The following is an 18,659-nucleotide window of genomic DNA, read 5'->3' on the forward strand; positions in this document are numbered from 1 at the left end:
ATCAACAATGCGTTGAAAAGCAGAAAAATGTGGGTCGGAATCTGCTTTTCAACGCAAGCACGATGATTGTTGCGTGCAAAAGCAGAAAATCGAGGTCGAAAATCTGCTTCTCAACGCAAATGCGCAGATTGGAATGAGGTAAGGAATGTTGCGATTCGTCATTCGGCGCTTTCTGCTGTTTGTGGCGGCGCTGCTCGCCATTTCGGTGGTGATTTTCGCCGCGTTGCGCATTCTGCCGGGCGACGTGGCCAGTGTGATGGCCGGTCTCAACGCCCCGCCGGAGCGTGTGGCGCAGTTGCGCTCGCAAATGGGGCTCGACCGGCCGCTGGTGGTGCAGTACCTCAGTTGGATGGGTGGCCTGCTGCACGGCAACTTCGGCACCTCGCTTCTGACCGGCCGCTCGATTAGCTCGACCGTCGCCATGCGCGCCTCGGTGACCTTCCCGCTGATCGTGCTGGGGCTTGTCGTGGCGCTCGCCATCGGCCTGACGCTTGGGGTGGTGGCCACGTTGGCCACGCGCCCGATGGTGCGTTCCGCGTTTCATTTTCTCGCCATCGTCGGCGGTGCCATTCCCGCGCTGTGGGGCGGTTTGCTGCTGATTCTGCTCTTTGGGCGTGGCACGGGATTGTTGGGTGTCCTGCCTTCCCAAGGGTTTCCGGAGGCTGGTTGGGGCAGCTTCAGTTCGGCGCTGGCCTCGCTGGTGCTGCCGGCGTTGACGGTCGGGATCATCGACGGTGCAAGCCTGATGCGTTATACGCGCTCGGCGCTGGGGGACGTGATGCAAAGCGGTTACATCGACCAGGCGATGGCTTGTGGCTACACCCGTCGTCAGGCCGCGCTCAAAGTCGGTCTAAGGCTGGCGACACCTCAGTTGGTCAGTGTGGTCGGACTGATGTTCGCAGGCATGATCACCGGCGTCATGGTCATCGAGAACCTGTTCGCGCTGCCCGGCATCGGTACCGGTCTGGTCACCGACCTCGGCAACCGTGACCTGATCGCGGTGCAGAGCGAGCTCTTCATGCTGGCGGCCTTCTTCCTCTTTGTGGGCTTCCTGGTCGATCTGCTGCATCGCTTCCTCGACCCACGTCTGAAGCACGCCGTGCAGGGAGGTGCGCAATGACGAGTAAGGATGAATACAGCACGACAGATACGAATCAAGCCATCCACGAATCGACGAATATGCCGCAAGACATTGTCTCTTCTGTTGGAAGCAGCGTAATCCAGCCGTCGGGGAAAATATTCAAAAGCACGAAGGCTAAATCTTCAAATAAACTCACAATTGTATTGCGTTCACTCTGGCGGCGCGGCGAGGGCAAGTTCGCGCTGATTGTGCTGGCCTTGTGGGTAGCGGTTTCGCTGGTTTCGTTGGTCTGGACCCCGCAATCGCTGTGGAAGACCGACGGTTATCACGTCTGGGCCAAGCCGTCTGCCGCACACTGGCTTGGTACCGACGGCACCGGGGCAGACGTGTTCAGCTGGCTGATGGCCGGGGCGCGTACGAACCTTTTCATCGCGGTGTTGTCCGTCGTCTTCGCCGGAGCGTTGGGAATCTTGCTGATAAGTGCGATGGTTTCCCGCAATTCTGCGCTTTCGAACATCTCGGTGGTGGCCGTGGATGCGCTGATTTCCATCCCGACCGTGCTGATTGCCCTGATTCTGGCGGTTCCGATGGGGGCATCGGTCGCGGTCATCATCGTCGCCTGTGGCATCGGCTATGGTCTCAACCTGGCGCGTATAGCGCGTCCGCAGGCCTTGCTGGCGGCCAATTCCGACTATGTGGGTTCCGCGCTTTCATACGGCGCTTCGGGACTAGCGGTGATGCTGCACCATATCCTGCCCAACACGCTGCCGACCATCATGGTCCAGCTTTCGCTTTCCGCAGGCACTGCGGTGCTCGCCGAATCCGGCCTGACCTACCTTGGTGTCGGCGTGCCGAGCGGCGTGCCAAGCTGGGGCCATTCGCTGGCCACGTCGGTCAAGTTCATCAATGTCTATCCGCTGACTGTGCTCTGGCCGGGCCTCATCGTCACACTTGTGGTGGTGGCGCTGAACGTGTTCGGTGACGTACTGCGAGATGCTATTGATCCGGTTGCGAATCCGGAATTGCGGAGGTCGTAAGATGCCTGTTTCTTTATGGTCTGCAACGAAGTTGTGTCTTTCCGGCAACCAGGTATCTGTGAATTATGACAGGAATATATACGGATTCCATCGTGGAAGGGGAAGCCATGAGCGTTGAGGTGAAACAACTTGGTGTTTCCATCAGCGGCAAGCCGATTGTGCGCGGTGTCGATTTGCATATCGGCGACGGTGAACGTGTCGGGCTGATTGGTTCGTCAGGTTCCGGAAAGTCGATGATTTCCAAGGCCATGCTCGGTTTGCTGCCGGTCAATGCTCAGGTATCCGGTTCCGTCGTTCTTGGGGATTCACAGATCGTCGGGGCCGACGAAACCGCTCTTGCAAGTCTGCGTGGGCGTTACGTCGGGGCGGTGTTCCAGAATCCTGCGTCATCGTTGAATCCGGTGCTGAGCGTCGGCAAACAGGTCGAGCTGCCGCTGAGACTTCATTACGATTTGGATAAGGCGGATCGGCGGGCCCGTGTCGCCGCGATGCTTGCGAAGGTCGGGCTTGACGAGACGATGGCGAAAAAATATCCCAGTGAGCTTTCCGGAGGCCAGCAGCAGCGTGTCGGCATTGCCACGGCTTTGATCACCTCGCCTCGCCTGATCATCGCCGATGAGCCCACAACGGCGCTCGATTCCATCACGCAGCGCCAGATCGTCGACCTGCTCGTCTCGCTGGTGGACAAGGCCGGCGCCTCGATGCTCTTCATCACCCACGATTTCTCGGTGCTCGCCCGTGCCACGACGCGCTGCTATGTACTTGATAACGGAGAGATTATCGAATCGGGAAAGACCGCCGACTTGCTGGAAAACCCGCAAAATGGACAGACAAAGAAGCTGGTCGAGGCAGCGAGAGAGCTGACGTTGCAAAGGAAACGGGATAGCGATGACTGAACGACAGACGCTGCTGGCCGGCAAAGGAATCAGCCGAGTTTTTGGAAAAGGCAAGGAACGGCAAACTGCTCTCGATGGCGTAGACGTCGAGTTGTGTGCGGGGGAGTGCGTTGCTCTGATTGGCGGTTCCGGGTCGGGCAAATCCACACTGACCCGGATTCTGCTGGGACTTGACAAACCGAGCTCGGGGTCGGTAAGTTTTGAAGGCGAATCGGTTGACGGTCTAAAATCCGTTGGATACCAGGGTTTGCGACGTGAATCAAGTCTCGTGTTCCAAAGCCCGTTCACATCGCTCGATCCGCGTTGGACGGTAGTCAAGTCCGTTGCAGAGCCGCTTGATATTCAGCGCAAGCGCGCGAAAACCGGGAAAATTCGGATATCGCCCGGAAAGTGCGTGAGTCCCTGTCTTTGGTCGGTCTCGATCCCGACGAATTCCTGAATCGTTATCCCGCCGATCTTTCGGGCGGACAGGCCCAGCGCGTCGCCATCGCACGTGCGCTGGTCACCGATCCCAAACTCATCGTTGCCGATGAACCCATGAGTGCCATCGATGTGGCAGCCCGATTGCAGATTCTCGAGGCGTTTGCGGCCATTCGCAAGTCGCGTCCGGAAACGGCCATCATTATGATTTCGCATGATCTGGGCGTGGTGCAACACATCGCCGACCGCATCGTCGTGCTCCACGACGGCAAGGTGGTCGAAAGCGGTACCACCGACGAGGTGCTCAGCCGGCCGAAGAGCGCCTATACCCGCGAGCTGGTGGCGGCAGCGTCGTTGTAGTGGTTTATTCCACCACGTTGAAGCGATCGCCGTTGCAGAAGGCGAGAATCGAACGGGCGAGTTGGCGGGAAAGATCGCGATATGCGTCATCGGCTCGCCAGGCGACATGCGGGGTAAGAATGGTGCCGGGAACAGAACGCAGCGGATCGTCCGCGGGCAACGGCTCTTTGTCGTAGACATCGATGGCGGCCTTGATGTCGCCGCGCTTGAGCCTTTTGACCAGAGCGCCTGGCTCGATGAGCTCCGCTCGTGCCGTATTGATGAAGTAGCTGCCTGGCTTGAGCTGGTCCAGGTCAGCGGCGCTCACCACCCTTTGCGTCTCGTCGTTCAGCGGCAGATGGAGGCTCACGATATCCGAATGTGCCATAAGTTCGCCGATGCTGTCGATGCGGGTCGCCCTCAAAGAACGGGCGGTGGCGGCGTTGACGTGCGAGTTCCAGACCAAGGTGTGCATGCCGAAACCGTCGGCGATACGGGCCACGGTCTGGCCGATGCCGCCGAAGCCGATGAGCCCGATGGTCTTGTCCCTGAGCGAGGTGCCTTCCAGCCCGCTCCAGTTGCCGTCTCGGATGTTGCGGTCCATGGCGCCGATGGAACGTGCGAGTTCGAAAATCAGCGCAAACGTATATTCCGCAACCGTCTCGTCGCCGTAATGGACGGTGTTGCAGACGCGGATACCCAGTTCCCTCGTACGTTTCAGGTCGATGAAATTGGAGACGCCAGTGCCTCCGAAGACGAAGCAACGTACGTGGCCACCTAGCTCCTCGAGCAGCTTGCCGGTAACGTGGAAGCCGATGACCACGACGATATCGGCATCTTTGCAGCGTTCGACGATGGTTTCTGGCTCGATATTGAAATCGCGGTACATGCGCACGCGGGCGACGTTGCGCAGGATGCGCATGCTTGTGGCGATTGGCTGGTACATGGCCGCGAACATCGAGGGGATGACGACCAGCGGCAGTTCAGTGTGTTCGGATTGCGTTTCGATATACTCCATACCCCCAAGGATAATTCCGCCTCTGGCCTATGTATGGGGATGAATGCCTCGCTGGTTTGCGTTATGGGTTAAGGGTGCCCGTCTTCAGTCGGATCGCGCTTTGTTTTCCTTTGTTTGAATAATATATGATTCTTTCATAAGCTATCTCGTATAGCAGAGATTTTATTCATATTGACAGTTCTTTGAAGACGTTATGTTGCAACGCTTTCTGTTGCATTTGACTGTTGTTCTGTTGTACAGTAAGCTATATTGTATAGCAGTTAACGTTGGTGGATACGAGGTAAGGGGAGACTATGTCGATGGTGCAAATGAACGTCCGCATCGATGCCGACGTGAAGGACGACGTCGACGAGATACTCAAGCGTAAGGGAAAGACCCCGAGTTCCGTGATCCGCGAGCTGTGGGATTTCATCAAGGATTATGGCGATACTCCGGATTTGCAAACCAAAGCGGAAAAGGCGGATAGGGAAGCTGAAAAGCAACGCAGGCTCAAGGCGATAGAGGATGGGGCGACTTTGTGGTCACGGACCTTGAAAGAGGCCGGTTTATCCGATGACGGTCAGCATCCTTGGGCGAATATGTCTTATAAGGAAATGCGAGACGCTGCCTATGAAGATTTAGTCGATGAATATGCACATAAATAAGAGAGGTGACGATAATGATTGAAGAAAAACGAGTGGTTTTCGATACGAATGTGCTGCTGGACTATCTTCTTGGCTGGCGACTTGGTAACGCGAACGCGATGCAACTTCTTCGTGCCTGTTTGGATTCGGATATGATTAAGGTGCTTTGTATATCTCTTTCTCTGAAGGATGTCGACTATATCTCGAGGTCGTCGTTCAAAAAACAATTTGCAAACAGCGAATCTGTGGTGGTGCAGGCTACGGTTTCCAATATTGCTCCTAAGTTCGGTTGGCATTGCGTTGATGATTTATTGAAGATTATTGCGATGGTCGTTGCGGTCGATCAAGCGACCTGTAAGAATGCTCTCAAACTATGGGAGGTTCATCCCGACTACGAAGACGACCTGATTATCGCCGCCTCGCGTCAGGCCAACGCCGACATGGTGGTGACCGGTGATCAGGACATGATCAGGCACTTTCCGGATCTGTGCGTCAGCGTCGAGGACGCGCTGAAGCGGATTGATGGGATGGAGCAAGATTAAGCATAAAGTCGAATGGTATCTCGAAAGTTGTTAATCAGTGTTTCAGGCTGCATGTATCTGAGCCGTGATATTCGAGCGATTTTTGATTTGATTTTGTAGAGAGAGTACGGGAAAGCGGTCTTATAGACGATGAACCAGAATGACGGTTACCCAATCGATGAAAAGCCCTCTGCTGACGCAGACTTTCATGGTGGCGCGCTCGCAGCCCTGAAGCGCTATTTCGGTTACGATTCGTTCCGTGAGGGACAGGCTGATCTGGTCGATGCCATTCTTGCCGGCCATGACGTCTTAGGGGTTATGCCGACAGGGGCCGGCAAATCCATCTGCTATCAGGTGCCGGCCACGATGCTGCCGGGGCTTACCATCGTCATCTCCCCGTTGATCTCGCTGATGCGCGATCAGGTGGATGCCCTGAACGATGCAGGCATCAAGGCGGCGTTCATCAACACCACACAGGAAAGCGACGAGCAATCCATGGTCTTCGCCCAGGCCAAACGTGGGGAGGTGAAGATGCTGTACGTCGCTCCCGAACGTTTGGAAACAGGGCGTTTTCGCAGCTTCGCCGCGCAGGTCAGGATTTCGTTGATAACGGTGGATGAAGCGCATTGCGTCTCGCAATGGGGTCAGGATTTCCGCTCGTCATATCTGGGCATCGGCGAATTCATCGACTCGCTCCCGGTGCGTCCGACCGTCGCCGCGTTCACCGCGACGGCGACGCAAAAAGTACGGCGTGATATCGTTCGTTTGCTACGGCTGAAAGCCCCCAAGGTCACGGTTACGGGCTTCGACCGGCCGAACCTGTATTTCGACATCATCAATATGCCGACCAAACGCAAGAACGTGTGGATCACCGACTATGCAGCCAAGCATCCCGACGAATCAGGCATCGTCTACTGCGCCACCCGCAAGGAGACCGAGGCGCTTGCCGATGTGCTGAACCGTCACGGCATCGACGCCGCCGCCTATCACGGTGGCATGTCGGCCGAAGCACGCGAGGCGGCGCAGCGCGATTTCGTCACCGACCGGGTGCCGGTGGTGGTGGCCACCAACGCCTTCGGCATGGGCATCGACAAGTCGAACGTCCGTTATGTCATTCATCACAACATGCCGGAAAGCATCGAAGCCTATTATCAGGAGGCCGGACGAGCCGGCAGGGACGGCGAACCGGGGCGTTGCACGCTGCTGTGGAACGAATCCGACATCGTCACCCGCCGCAGGTTGCTGGATATGGATTCCGACAACGAACGCATGAGCCCGGAAGAGCAGGAAATCGTTCGGCAGAGCCATCGGCGTCTGTTGAACGCGATGATCGGCTACTGCCGCACCACCGAATGTCTGCACCGCTATATCATGCGCTATTTCGCCGATCCCAATGGCGTCAATCCTGCAGAAAACAGTCAAGCACAAGATGCTCCAGCAGATGGTGAAGTCTATAAATGCGGCAACTGCGCCAATTGCGAAAGCACCTTCGAGACCATTGACGTCTCCGACGTGGCCCGCTCCGTCAGCCGTTGCGTCCACGACCTGAACCAGAGCTTCGGTATGGGCAAGATCGTCTCGGTGCTACGAGGTTCGAAAGCTCAGGATCTCATCAGCCGACGCCTGGATCAGGTGCCGAGCTATGGGGCTTTGCACGACGTGCCGGATGCGCGAATCCGCGATGTCATCAACCAGATGGCCACCGACGGCTATCTCTTCGTTTCCGAAGGCAGATTGCCGATCGTTCGTTTCGGCGTGCGTGCAGGGGAGACAGTAAGCCCTGATTTCCACTATGAAATTAAACGTATCCAGCGCAAGAATCCGGTTGCCGCAACGTCGGGCTCTGCGTTCGGCTCCTACGATGTCGATGCTGCAAATGGCACCGACGGTTTCAGGTCGCAAAACGCCACTTATGGCGATTACGAACCCACCGAAGAGGACGAGGCGCTCTTCCAGAAATTCCGCGAGCTGCGCCGCACCATCGCCCAGGAGATCGGCAAACCGCCTTACATCGTCTTCTCCGACAAAACCCTGCGCGACATGGCTCGCATCAAGCCTGTCACCGACGCCCAGTTCCTCGCCGTCAATGGTGTGGGCGACAACAAGCTGCGGCTTTATGGCCCCCGTTTCATGGACGTGGTGCGCTCGCAGTAGGTGCGGTTGCGCGAATCGGAAAATGACTGAAAAGGAGAACGACAATGACGACTAATAGGGAAACGGACAATGATCACAATGCCGAAGCGGGAATCGACGCCATCGATGTGAGCGCCCTTGATCGCGATGAGTACGGTTTTCCCGGTCCTTTGCGTGATCGTCTGGTTGAAGCGATTCTCGACGGGCGTAAAACCAGGACAACTTCATTGCTTGTCGAATACCAGCATGACCATGAGCCGCTGCCCCAGGTCGGGAAACTGGCTGTGGTGCTCGACTCCGACGACAAAGCGGTGTGCATCACCCGGTTGGAGGAAGTCACGGTCTGCAACATCCGCGATATCACCGATGAACATGCTCGCGGCGAAGGCGAAGGATATGACGATGTTGCAGCATGGCGTAAGGCCCATGCGCAGTTTTGGGAAAGCCCGGAATTTCGCCAGGAGATAGGAGACGATACGTTTGCGGTCGATGATGATACCGAAGTCGTTTGTGAACGCTTCCGCGTGATCAGACGGCTGTGAGCAGAAGGAAGACGTTTCGTGCCTTGCCACTCAAGGAAAGGAAGAAAGGGGACAGCCGATCAAGAGAGAGGATGTGCCGCCGTCTCAAGGATGAATCGGTGTAGGGGCTGCCGCCGCTGCCCAAGGCTCGCGATATGGTGGACGCCGGATTTAATGTAGAGCAGTGTCCACCGGATGGTCATCCCGCTACTCGTGCGTGAAAACGTGATGACGGAACGTTGCGATGGACGGAGTAGGAGTTCGGTTGTCGAGCGAGCCACGATTGCAGGAGGAGCCACGAGAGGGCGTTCCCGAGGTCACCGATACGATCGACGGGTTTCATGAGGCCTGCGACAGGTTGGCGGCGGGTAGTGGCTCGCTGGCTGCCGACGCCGAACGTGCCTCGGGCTATCGCTATGGCCACGAAGACTGGCTGGTGCAGTTCAAACGCACCGGTTCCGGCATTGTCCTGTTCGATCCGATGGCCCTCAATGAAGCGGGTGCGGACTGGGAAGAATTCAATCGTGCGGTCGGCGACGCCACATGGATTATCCATGACTCGTTGCAGGATCTTCCCGGCTTCACCGACCTGGGCATGAAAGTCCACGATCTTTTCGATACCGAAATCGCCGCAAGGTTGCTCGGCCTCAAACGGTTCGGCTTGGCTGCGGTCACTGCACACTATCTCGGTATCACACTGGCCAAGGAACATTCCGCAGCCGACTGGTCGTATCGTCCGCTGCCGCGCGACTGGCGCAATTACGCCGCTCTTGACGTCGAGCTTCTTATCGAACTCGAGCAGAAAATGCGAGACGACTTGAAAAAGGCTGGCAAAGCACAATGGGCCGATGAGGAATTCAGCCATGCCCTTGAGGAGGGAATCGGTCCTCAGCACAAGCACCCGGTGCCATGGATGCGCATCTCCCATTTCACCGTGCTCGGCCACGACAGGCGCGGTCAGGCCGTAGCCAAGGCACTCTGGGAGAAGCGCGACCAGCTTGCGCGTCAGCACGATATCGCGCCGACTCTGCTGCTAAGCGATGCCGCCATTATCGAGGCCGCCCAGAAGAAGCCGCACAATGCCCGCCAGTTCCGTGCCATCCGCAGCTTGAACGAGCGGGTGCGTATTCACATGGGCAATGAGCAGGACAAGATGTTCGAGCGCTACGCTCCGATTCAGCGTTCCATCAAGCCCAGCGTGTGGAAAGATACCATCCAGGATGCTCTGAAATTGAAGCCGAAGGACTGGCCGGAGCCGCCCACGCCGTCCCAGGAGCCGCAGGCCAATGCGCCGCGTTCCATGAAATACTGGTCTGCGCATCAGCCGGAACGGTTCGCCCGTCTCAAGAGGGTGCGTGCGGTCATCGCCCAGATCGCCCAGGATACCAGGACCCCGCACGACGTGGTCATCAAGCCGCAGATCATCCGCAACCTATGCTGGCGTGACGATGCGGCCGAGCTCGATATTCCCGAATTTCTGCGTGAGCAAGGGGCGCGCGAATGGCAGATTGCGCTTATTTCCGAGTCCGTAAGTCGCGTTATCATATGAGGGTTGCCTAAAGGCAGAAGTAGTTGGAATAATCGTCAGGAGCACTAGCGTGAAAATCAGCGTGAGGAATCTCGAGCCCACCAAGGTGAAGCTCACCGTCACCGTCGACCCGGAAGAGTTCGACCCCTATCTTGATCAGGCCCGCAAGGAGATCGCCAAGCAGATCAGCGTCCCGGGCTTCCGCAAGGGCCATGTGCCCGGAAAGATCATCGACCAGCGCGTCGGTTTCGGCGCCGTCGCCGGTGAAGCCGTCAACAGCGCCGTCCCGGAGCTCTACTCCAAGGCCCTCGAGGAGAAGAAGATTCGCCCGATGGCCCAGCCCGAGCTCGATGTCAAGGAATTGCCGACCAGCGAGAAGGACGACACCAAGGTGAAGTTCATCGCCACCGTCGAGCGCCGCCCGGAAATCGAGCTGCCGAAGCTCGACGGCATGACCCTCGACGTTGCCAAGGCCGAGGTCACCGATGAGGACGTCGACAAGCGCCTCGACAACCTTCGTCAGCGTTTCGGTACCCTCGTGGGCGTCGATCGCCCGGCTAAGAAGGGTGATTTCGCCAATATCGACCTCACCGCCTCCATCGACGGCGAAGACGTCGATTCCCAGGAAGGCGTGAGCTACGAGCTCGGCAGCGGCAAGCTGCTCGACGGCATTGACGAAGCGCTCGACGGCCTGTCCGCAGGCGAGGAGACCACCTTCGAAGGCACGCTGGAAAGCGGCGACCATGAAGGCGAGAAGGCTCAGATCAAGGTCAAGGTCAATTCTGTCAAGACCGAAGAGCTGCCGGAGCTCGACGATGACTTCGCCCAGGAAGCCTCCGAGTTCGACACCCTTGATGAGCTCAAGGCCGACATCAAGAAGCAGTGCGAGCGTGACGGCGAAGGTAAGCAGGCCAACGAGGCTCGCGATGCGTTCCTCGACGCCCTGAAGAAGGACGTGGAGATCCCGCTGCCCAAGGGCGTTCGTGACGAGATGATCGAAGATCACTTGAAGCAGGTCACTGCCGATCCGAAGAAGGCTACCAAGGACCAGAAGAAGGAAGCCGAAGAGGCCACCGACAAGGAGCTCAAGGACCAGATTGTGCTCGATACCCTGGCCGAGCAGCTCGACGTCAAGGTCTCCCAGATGGATGTCACGAACTTCCTCGCCTCCATCGCCCAGCAGTACGGCATGGATCCGAGCGCTTTCATCAACGCGATCGTCCAGAACGGCCAGCTCGGCTCTGCCGTTCAGGAAGTCGGCCGTTCCAAGGGCCTCTTGGCCGGGATGCGCGCTGTCAAGTTCACCTGCGACGGCAAGGATCTCGATCTGACCCCGTTCCTTGGTGATGATGAAGTCGCCGAGGATGCCGAAGAGAACGAAAGCGTCGAGGCCGCGTCCGCCGCTGCAGCCGTAGCCGACGAGCTCAGCGACCACGACAAGGCCGAGTGATTTCGGAATAATAGTCAATCTCTGATTAAGATCCTAAAAGGGAGTACGAGGTTTGCCTCGACTCCTTTTTGTTCATCTATACTGATTTTCTTGGGGCCGATTATATTGGTTTGAAGAAAATAAACAGATGAATGAAGTCTAGGTGCCTAAAGCGCCTATATGAATCGTCGCAGAAAGCCGGAATCGCTGGTGGAACGAGAGAACGATAGCGGATGGAAACGGTTGGGCATGATTGCCGCCGTCATATTCCTGCTTGGCGGGGTCGTCGGCGTGAGCTCAGGGCTGCTCGGCCTGATGCTGAGCGGTGTCGAACGGCTCATGCTGGGATATGTCGAGAATCCGCTGGATCCCAGCCCCTACCAGGTGGCGGCGTGGCGGCGTATCGCGTCGATCGTCGGCGGATCCGTGTTTGCAGCTGTTGTTTGGTGGCTGTTGCGTGCCAAAACCGCCAAAGTGCCGTCGGTGAAGATTGCCGTGGCGGGGAGCGGATGCCGGTCTGGCAGACCACAGTCCATGTGCTGCTCCAGATTTTCATTGTGGGTTCCGGTTCGTCCATCGGCCGTGAAGTGGCGCCGCGTGAGTTTGGCGCGATGCTGGGCCAACGTTTCTCGCAGCTTGTCCATTTAAGCGATGAAAAAGACCGCAGAACCGTTGTGGCCGTAGCCGCAGCCGCCGGTCTTGCCGGTGTCTACAACGCCCCGCTTGCCGGCACGTTCTTTGCCATCGAGATTCTGCTCACCGACATCAGCATGGAAACCGTTACCGTGGCGCTCGGGACTTCGGCGATATCCGCTTACATTGCATCGATGATTCGTGGACGTGGCACGTTCTACGGGATGGCCGCCATGGGCAAAGCTGCGATTCCGACGCTGAGCCTGACCTTGTTCGCCGTCATTGCCGGAGCGATTTGCGGTGTCGGGGGTGCGATGTTTCGCAAGGGCTCGCAGTGGGCCGAAGGAAACAAACCCAAAGGTGCCGGCATTCTCTGGATGATGCCGCTGGCCGCCTTGGCGACGGGTGTCGTTGCGATATGGCTGCCGCAGATCATGGGCAACGGCCGTTCGGTGGCGCAATATGCTTTCGCCGCCACCGCCCGTGAAGCCAACGCCGTCGTGCCGATTCTGTTGGCGTTGCTTGTGGCCAAGGCGCTGCTGACGCTGGCCACCATCCGTTCCGGCGCTTCCGGCGGTGTGCTCCAGCCCGGAATTTCGATCGGTGCGACGCTGGGTGCGTTGCTCGGTTTTGTGTGGGTCATCGTTAGCCCCGGTGACACTGTCACCGCGTGCGCGTTGGTGGGGGCTTCGGCGTTGCTCGCCGCCTCACAGCAAGCGCCGCTGATGGCGATGTGCCTGGTGATGGAACTGACGGGCGCTCCGATGGCCTTCTTCGTGCCGGTCGGCATCGGAGTGGCCGTGTCGGCGCTGGTTTCGCGCGGTTTCAACGGTCTTCTTTCTCGTTCTCAGCGCAAAAAACAGTAGGCTGTCGTATAAGTGCGGGTAATATCGTTAACGGTAATAAACACGTGAATATCAAGGAGATACGGTGGCAGGATTGCTGACATCAATGCCGTCGATGGATGAGGGGGATTCGGCCCCCGCCATGACGGATCCGATTTTCAATAGGTTGCTCAAGGAACGCATCATCTGGCTTGGCGACGAGGTCAAGGATTCCAATGCCAACGTCATTTGCGCACAGATGCTGATGCTTGCGGCCGAGGATCCGAAGAAGGATATCTGGCTCTACATCAACTCGCCCGGCGGCTCGGTCACCGCGGGCATGGCCATCTACGACACCATGCAGTTGATTGAACCCGACGTGGCCACCGTGGCCGTCGGCATGGCGGCTTCCATGGCCCAGTTCCTGCTTTCCAGCGGTACTAAAGGCAAGCGTTTCGCTACCAGCCATACGCGTATCCTGATGCATCAGCCTTCGGGTGGTATCGGCGGCACGGCCACCGACGTACGCATCAACGCCGAGCTGATCATGGATATGAAGAAGACCATGTCGCAGCTCACCGCCGACCAGACCGGCCATACGCTGGAAGAGATCTACCGCGATAATGAATACGACCACTGGTTCACCGCCCAGCAGGCGTTGGATTACGGATTCTTCGACAAGATCGTGACCACGCCGGGCAGCATGCGTACGGCGAAGGCAGGGGAGTGAACAATATGGCAAGTGAAGAAGCGAAGTTCGTGGCTCGTGCCGAGCGACTCGCCGGCCCGCGTGGTGTGGCCGGGTTCGCCCCGCAGAACCGTTATGTGATGCCGCAGTTCAGCGAGAAGACGCCGTATGGCATGAAGACTCAGGACGCGTACAGCCGTCTTTTTGAGGATCGCATCATCTTCATGGGCGTGCAGGTCGACGACACCTCGGCCGATGACATCATGGCACAGCTGCTCGTTCTGGAAAGCCAGGATCCGAACCGCGACGTGATGATGTACATCAATTCTCCCGGTGGCTCTATGACCGCCATGACTGCGATTTACGACACGATGCAGTACATCAAGCCGGACGTGCAGACCGTCTGCCTGGGTCAGGCCGCCTCGGCCGCAGCCGTCATCCTTGCCGCCGGCACCAAGGGCAAGCGCCTGATGCTGCCGAACGCGCGTGTGCTCATTCATCAGCCCGCCATCGATCAGGGCGCCGGCAAGGCCACCGAGATCGAGATCCAGGCCAAGGAGATGCTGCGTATGCGTGAATGGCTTGAGAACACGCTGGCCAAGCACACCGGCCAGTCCGCCGAGCGTATCCGCAAGGACATCGAGGTCGATACCTTCCTGACGGCACCGGAGGCCAAGGAATACGGCATGGTCGACGAGGTGCTCACCAACCGTAAGTAGCGCTATGGTGCGATACGTCATCTAGGTTGACGTAAAAACAGGAACGGTACCCCTTGCGTTCGCGCGTGAGGGGTATCGTCGTAACTGGTATCGCTGCCGTTGAAGAGAGCGGTGGCAGACGGCTCTGCATCTGGATAAAGCCGAATGAAGCGTGCGTGACGCGGTAAGGAGAAGGCATGGGCGACGTAGTGGATTACAACGACTCCGTCCCGCGCTGCGGATTCTGTGGCAAAAGCGAGCGACAGGTACGTAAGCTCGTCACCGGTCAGGGCGCGGCGATCTGCGACGAGTGCATCGCCCAATGTGTCGAGCTCATCAACGACGACAACGACCAGGACGTCAAGATCAACGCGCTGAACCTTCCCAAGCCCTCCGAGATCTATGCCTATCTCGACCAGTACGTGGTCGGCCAGCCGCAGGCCAAGCGCACCCTTTCCGTGGCCGTCTACAACCATTACAAACGTGTCAACATGGAGATGGGCGAGGGCGCTCATGGTTCCGGGGCCGGCATGGGTATGGCCGCTGCCGCATCGGGCGCGTCACGGAAATCCGGAGCCGCCGGAGCCGCCAAGGCAAGTGCCGACAGACGTTCCGGCAAGCAGGGGGCCGATTCGCTTGCGGACGTGCAGGTGGCCAAATCCAATATCCTTCTGCTCGGGCCGACCGGTGTCGGCAAAACCTACCTGGCTCAGACGCTTGCACGGGTGATGAACGTACCGTTCGTCATCGTCGATGCCACCACCCTGACCGAGGCCGGCTATATCGGCGATGACGTGGAAAGCGTGCTGCAGCGTCTGTTGCAGGCCGCCGACGGCGATGTGGACCGCGCCCAGCACGGCATCGTCTATATCGACGAAATTGACAAGATCGCCCGCAAAAGCGGCGAAAACGCCTCGCTCACCCGCGACGTGAGCGGTGAAGGCGTGCAGCAGGCGTTGCTCAAGATTTTGGAAGGCACTATCGCCTCGGTGCCGTTGGAAGGCGAGGGCACGCGCAAGCACCGCGACCAGAACACCGTCAAGATGGACACGCGCGACATTCTCTTCATCTGCGGCGGCGCGTTCGTCGGTCTCGACGCCATCGTGCGCAAGAGGCTCGGGGCGCGTGAAAGCGGATTCACCGCGACCTTCGACGAGAGGGACGAAAGCAGGGCGGATCTGTTGCGGCAGGTCGACGCGGATGATCTGGGTGATTTCGGCCTGTTGCCGGAATTCATCGGGCGTCTGCCGGTGGTCAGCGTGCTCGACGAACTCACCGAGCAGAACCTGCGCGACATTCTCGTGCGCCCCGCCAACGCCTTGATCAAGCAGTACCGCAAGCTCTTTGCCGTCGACGGGGTCAGGCTGACGTTTACTGACCAGGCCGTTGCTGCCATCGCGGCCAAGGCCATCAGGGAAGGAACCGGCGCCCGCGGGCTGCGTTCGATCATCGAGAAGACTCTGGAGGAGACGATGTTCCAGCTGCCGGAGATGAACGATGTGGAACAGGTCATCGTCGACGAGACGGCGGTCAGTGGTGAGGACGTGCCGAAGATGGTGGTCTCTTCGTCCTTGTCCGGCCGTTCGTCTCGTCGCAGCAAGATACATGCGTTCGAGTAAGCAGAACTTGCCATTGTTGTGATTGCAGCATCATTCTGAAGTTCGATCGCTCTTTCAGCAAGGGTGTTGGGTTCAATAGGGCTTGTTTTAACGGTCTTCTCGACTGTGATGAGAATAGTTCATTCTCGTTTCCGTGGCGCTTTATGTTCTTTCGCGACACGCCATACTTGCGCGAATCGGCAACCTACGTTATATTAGATGAGTTGTCAAAAACAAGGTTCTTGACACTGCGCACGTAGCCCAATGGATTAGAGCAGCTGACTACGGATCAGCAGGTTACAGGTTCGAATCCTGCCGTGCGCACCATTCAAATCCGCAGAATTTCAACGATTCTGCGGATTTTTTGTTTTTCAGGTGTCCAATAGGTGTCCAGTCTGGCGCTCGGATATTCTTCTTGATTACCGTTAGCATTTATCTGTCTACCTAGGGGTACAGTTTTCCGCTTTGCGTTGCTGCCACACTTTGTCTCGTCTTGTATAGGAAGTGCACGAAGTACTTACCTGGAAAGGCGGAATAATGGCGGTGAACGGTTATGGTCATTCTGGAACGCAGATGAAATTGGCTGTCGCGACCCGGAATCTTGTCAAGGCGTATGACGATTTCAAGGCGGTGGATGGGCTGAATCTCAACGTACCGACGGGCGGCGTCTACGGTCTGCTTGGACCCAATGGCGCTGGAAAATCGACAACTATGAAACTGTTGTTGGGGCTTACCTCGCCGACCTCCGGTCAGATGTGGATGCTGGGGCAGGAGATTGACGGCAAACACGGTGCCAGACACCGTATCCAACCCGGTCGCGTCGGCTCGATGATTGAAGGACCGAGTTTCTATCCTGGACTGTCCGGCTTGGACAATTGCCGGATGGTCGCGGACTATCTTGGGCTTCCGACTACCGCAGCGACGCAGGTGCTGGCCCGGGTCGGCCTGAAAAGTCATGAGAATAAGAAGGCGAAGGACTATTCGCTGGGCATGAAGCAGCGCTTGGGCATTGCCATGGCATTGATTTCGAGGCCGGAGCTGCTGTTGCTCGACGAGCCTACGAACGGGTTGGACGCCGAGGCGGTGGTCGAGGTCCGTGAGATGATCATGGATCTGGCGGCTCGTGAGGGTGTCACCGTCATCATCAGCAGCCATATCCTCTCCGAAATCGAGAAGATGGCACCGGTGGTCGGCATCATCGCTTCCGGCCGTTTGCTCTATCAGGGTTCGTTGGATGATCTGCGTGAACAAGGGCACATCGATATCCGCGTCTCCGATTTGAAAGGTGCGGCGGACGTGCTCAACCAAAACGGCATCGCCTATCGGTCTATGTCGCAGAACGGCGAGTTGCAGATTCCGGAATGTTCGGATGGCCGAATTGCCGGCTTGGTTGTGCAAATGGTCAATAGAAATATCGCGGTTTATCGCGTCGCTTCGGAACGGAAAAGTCTTGAGGAAGCGTTTCTTGAGTTGGTGGAAAGTCCGGATGGTCAAAAGTTACAAGACGGCCAAGGTAATGCTGTCGATTGTATGAACCAACGTTCGATGGCAATGAAATATGGAAGTGTGCCGACATATAGCGGCAATATGCAAACTGTGACAAATCAGAGCGTTCCCGGATTCCAACCTAATCTCAATAATGCTCAGATGCCAGTTGCGGGAGGCGTGCGATGAGATCGAACACCATGGGTATCAGCCCATATGACAATCCGTATTGCAATCAACCGATTCAAAGCTCACAAGTAAACGCAACCGGTAATGCGATCGACAGGAGAGCTGGCCTGTTCACCGCGATCCGTATGGAGCTGCACAAACTCAAAGGTTCATCGTTCTGGTGGATGGCCTCGGGCATGGCATTGCTGACCTCGGCATGGTCGGGTGCGGCGTTCATGAAACGGGCCGGCGGCAATCCTGCGCTTCGTACTGTTTTGCTTGCCGATAACGAACCGTACAGCTTCATCAGTCTGATGGCTCCGATTCTGGCCGCGCTGCTGACCAGTCGTTTGGCGGTGATGGAAACTGGCGGGCGTATGAATCTCAAATGGCTGTCGTTAAGCCAATCGGAAGTGATGAGGTTCCTCGCCAAGTACGCAGTGGCGGGGTTGGCGCTTGCGATGTGCTTCATCATTCCTTTGGTGTGGATTCCGATGGCGGCGAAGGCGAAAGGTTTCGATTTCGCTGGAGGTTATGTGAGGCTGTTGGTGGTGACGTCGCTGATCGCGATGTTCTCGTCGTTGGCGGTCACGGCCGTCCAATTGCTGATTTCCATGGTCGTCGCCAAGCAGGCCGTGGGTCTTGGCGTCAGTGTCATCGCCGGTCTGATTGGTTCTGGCCTGATTGCGATGAGCAAGCCACAATTCGGCTGGCTGTTTCCCGCTGGCATCAGTTCAGCCGCCGACCCTTTCGTGAGCCTTGCCACGGCAGACGGATACGCCAATGTGACGATGGCCGGTAATCCCTGGATCTGCGTATTGACAAGTTTTGCCGCTTGTGTGATTTGGACGGTTGTTTCGGCGCTGATTATCAAGGTGAAGGAATCAAGACGATGAACGAAAACATGATGATAAACAAACCAGCGACCATGAACAAACCGATGAACGACTCTCAAAATACCCCCAATATGATCTCTATGAGATCTGCTGGCGACCCTGGAACAACAAGACGTCCATCCA

The 18,659-nt window shown here is 57.5% G+C and carries 15 protein-coding genes, 1 tRNA gene and 2 pseudogenes; 17 read left to right on the forward strand and 1 reads right to left on the reverse strand.

Annotated features, from left to right (window positions below; all coding sequences use genetic code 11):
* Positions 1 to 148: 148 nt before the first annotated feature.
* The 4 genes and pseudogenes from OZX74_RS03125 to OZX74_RS03140 all read left to right on the forward strand — a co-directional run bounded on the left by OZX74_RS03125 (position 149) and on the right by OZX74_RS03140 (position 3,794).
* The gene (locus OZX74_RS03125; RefSeq protein WP_277157399.1) at positions 149 to 1,120 is read left to right on the forward strand and encodes an ABC transporter permease; all 972 of its coding nucleotides are present in this window, start codon (positions 149 to 151) and stop codon (positions 1,118 to 1,120) included.
* Positions 1,117 to 2,118, forward strand: a complete 1,002-nt coding sequence (locus OZX74_RS03130) for an ABC transporter permease (RefSeq protein ID WP_277157091.1) — start codon at positions 1,117 to 1,119, stop codon at positions 2,116 to 2,118. Before OZX74_RS03125 ends, OZX74_RS03130 begins: the two co-directional genes overlap by 4 nt.
* 107 nt (positions 2,119 to 2,225) lie before the next feature.
* Positions 2,226 to 3,014, forward strand: coding sequence for an ABC transporter ATP-binding protein (locus tag OZX74_RS03135; RefSeq protein WP_277157400.1), 789 nt, complete (start codon positions 2,226 to 2,228; stop codon positions 3,012 to 3,014).
* Positions 3,007 to 3,794 (forward strand): annotated as a pseudogene (locus OZX74_RS03140) (dipeptide/oligopeptide/nickel ABC transporter ATP-binding protein). The gene OZX74_RS03135 and the pseudogene OZX74_RS03140 overlap by 8 nt, the downstream one beginning before the upstream one ends.
* A gap of 4 nt (positions 3,795 to 3,798) precedes the next feature.
* Here the strand turns inward: OZX74_RS03140 and OZX74_RS03145 are convergent.
* Positions 3,799 to 4,791 (reverse strand): NAD(P)-dependent oxidoreductase, encoded by a 993-nt coding sequence (locus OZX74_RS03145; protein ID WP_277157092.1) that lies wholly within the window; start codon positions 4,789 to 4,791, stop codon positions 3,799 to 3,801.
* A 293-nt stretch (positions 4,792 to 5,084) separates the two neighbouring features.
* Here OZX74_RS03145 and OZX74_RS03150 point away from each other — a divergent pair, with 293 nt between their 5' ends.
* The 13 genes and pseudogenes from OZX74_RS03150 (at position 5,085) to OZX74_RS03210 (ending at position 18,536) form a co-directional block, all read left to right on the forward strand.
* Positions 5,085 to 5,435 carry a damage-inducible protein J gene (locus OZX74_RS03150; RefSeq protein WP_277157093.1) on the forward strand — a complete coding sequence of 117 codons (351 nt, stop codon included), beginning with the start codon at positions 5,085 to 5,087 and terminating at the stop codon, positions 5,433 to 5,435.
* 14 nt (positions 5,436 to 5,449) lie between these two features.
* Positions 5,450 to 5,956, forward strand: coding sequence for a PIN domain-containing protein (locus OZX74_RS03155; protein ID WP_277157094.1), 507 nt, complete (start codon positions 5,450 to 5,452; stop codon positions 5,954 to 5,956).
* Positions 5,957 to 6,085: 129 nt separating this feature from the next.
* Entirely contained in the window at positions 6,086 to 8,089 is a 2,004-nt protein-coding gene (gene recQ, locus OZX74_RS03160) for a DNA helicase RecQ (RefSeq protein WP_277157095.1), read from the forward strand.
* Between the two features lie 44 nt (positions 8,090 to 8,133).
* Positions 8,134 to 8,610, forward strand: coding sequence for an ASCH domain-containing protein (locus OZX74_RS03165; protein ID WP_277157096.1), 477 nt, complete (start codon positions 8,134 to 8,136; stop codon positions 8,608 to 8,610).
* 223 nt (positions 8,611 to 8,833) lie between these two features.
* The gene (locus OZX74_RS03170) at positions 8,834 to 10,138 is read left to right on the forward strand and encodes an HRDC domain-containing protein (RefSeq protein ID WP_277157097.1); all 1,305 of its coding nucleotides are present in this window, start codon (positions 8,834 to 8,836) and stop codon (positions 10,136 to 10,138) included.
* 49 nt (positions 10,139 to 10,187) lie between these two features.
* The gene (tig, locus tag OZX74_RS03175; protein ID WP_277157098.1) at positions 10,188 to 11,567 is read left to right on the forward strand and encodes a trigger factor; all 1,380 of its coding nucleotides are present in this window, start codon (positions 10,188 to 10,190) and stop codon (positions 11,565 to 11,567) included.
* A gap of 228 nt (positions 11,568 to 11,795) precedes the next feature.
* Positions 11,796 to 13,045 (forward strand): annotated as a pseudogene (locus tag OZX74_RS03180) (chloride channel protein).
* 64 nt (positions 13,046 to 13,109) lie between these two features.
* The gene (locus OZX74_RS03185; RefSeq protein ID WP_277157099.1) at positions 13,110 to 13,733 is read left to right on the forward strand and encodes an ATP-dependent Clp protease proteolytic subunit; all 624 of its coding nucleotides are present in this window, start codon (positions 13,110 to 13,112) and stop codon (positions 13,731 to 13,733) included.
* 5 nt (positions 13,734 to 13,738) lie between these two features.
* Entirely contained in the window at positions 13,739 to 14,410 is a 672-nt protein-coding gene (locus tag OZX74_RS03190) for an ATP-dependent Clp protease proteolytic subunit (RefSeq protein WP_277157100.1), read from the forward strand.
* A gap of 176 nt (positions 14,411 to 14,586) precedes the next feature.
* Positions 14,587 to 16,008: an ATP-dependent Clp protease ATP-binding subunit ClpX gene (gene clpX, locus OZX74_RS03195; RefSeq protein WP_277157101.1), complete on the forward strand. Its 1,422-nt coding sequence runs from the start codon at positions 14,587 to 14,589 to the stop codon at positions 16,006 to 16,008.
* 229 nt (positions 16,009 to 16,237) lie between these two features.
* A tRNA-Arg gene (locus OZX74_RS03200) sits at positions 16,238 to 16,314 on the forward strand.
* Positions 16,315 to 16,524: 210 nt separating this feature from the next.
* Positions 16,525 to 17,661 carry an ABC transporter ATP-binding protein gene (locus OZX74_RS03205; protein ID WP_277157102.1) on the forward strand — a complete coding sequence of 379 codons (1,137 nt, stop codon included), beginning with the start codon at positions 16,525 to 16,527 and terminating at the stop codon, positions 17,659 to 17,661.
* Complete coding sequence (locus OZX74_RS03210) at positions 17,658 to 18,536, forward strand: ABC transporter permease (protein WP_277157103.1); 879 nt, start codon at positions 17,658 to 17,660, stop codon at positions 18,534 to 18,536. Before OZX74_RS03205 ends, OZX74_RS03210 begins: the two co-directional genes overlap by 4 nt.
* Positions 18,537 to 18,659 lie beyond the last annotated feature (123 nt).

The organism is Bifidobacterium sp. ESL0798 (assembly GCF_029395415.1).
Taxonomy (GTDB): Bacteria; Actinomycetota; Actinomycetes; order Actinomycetales; family Bifidobacteriaceae; genus Bifidobacterium.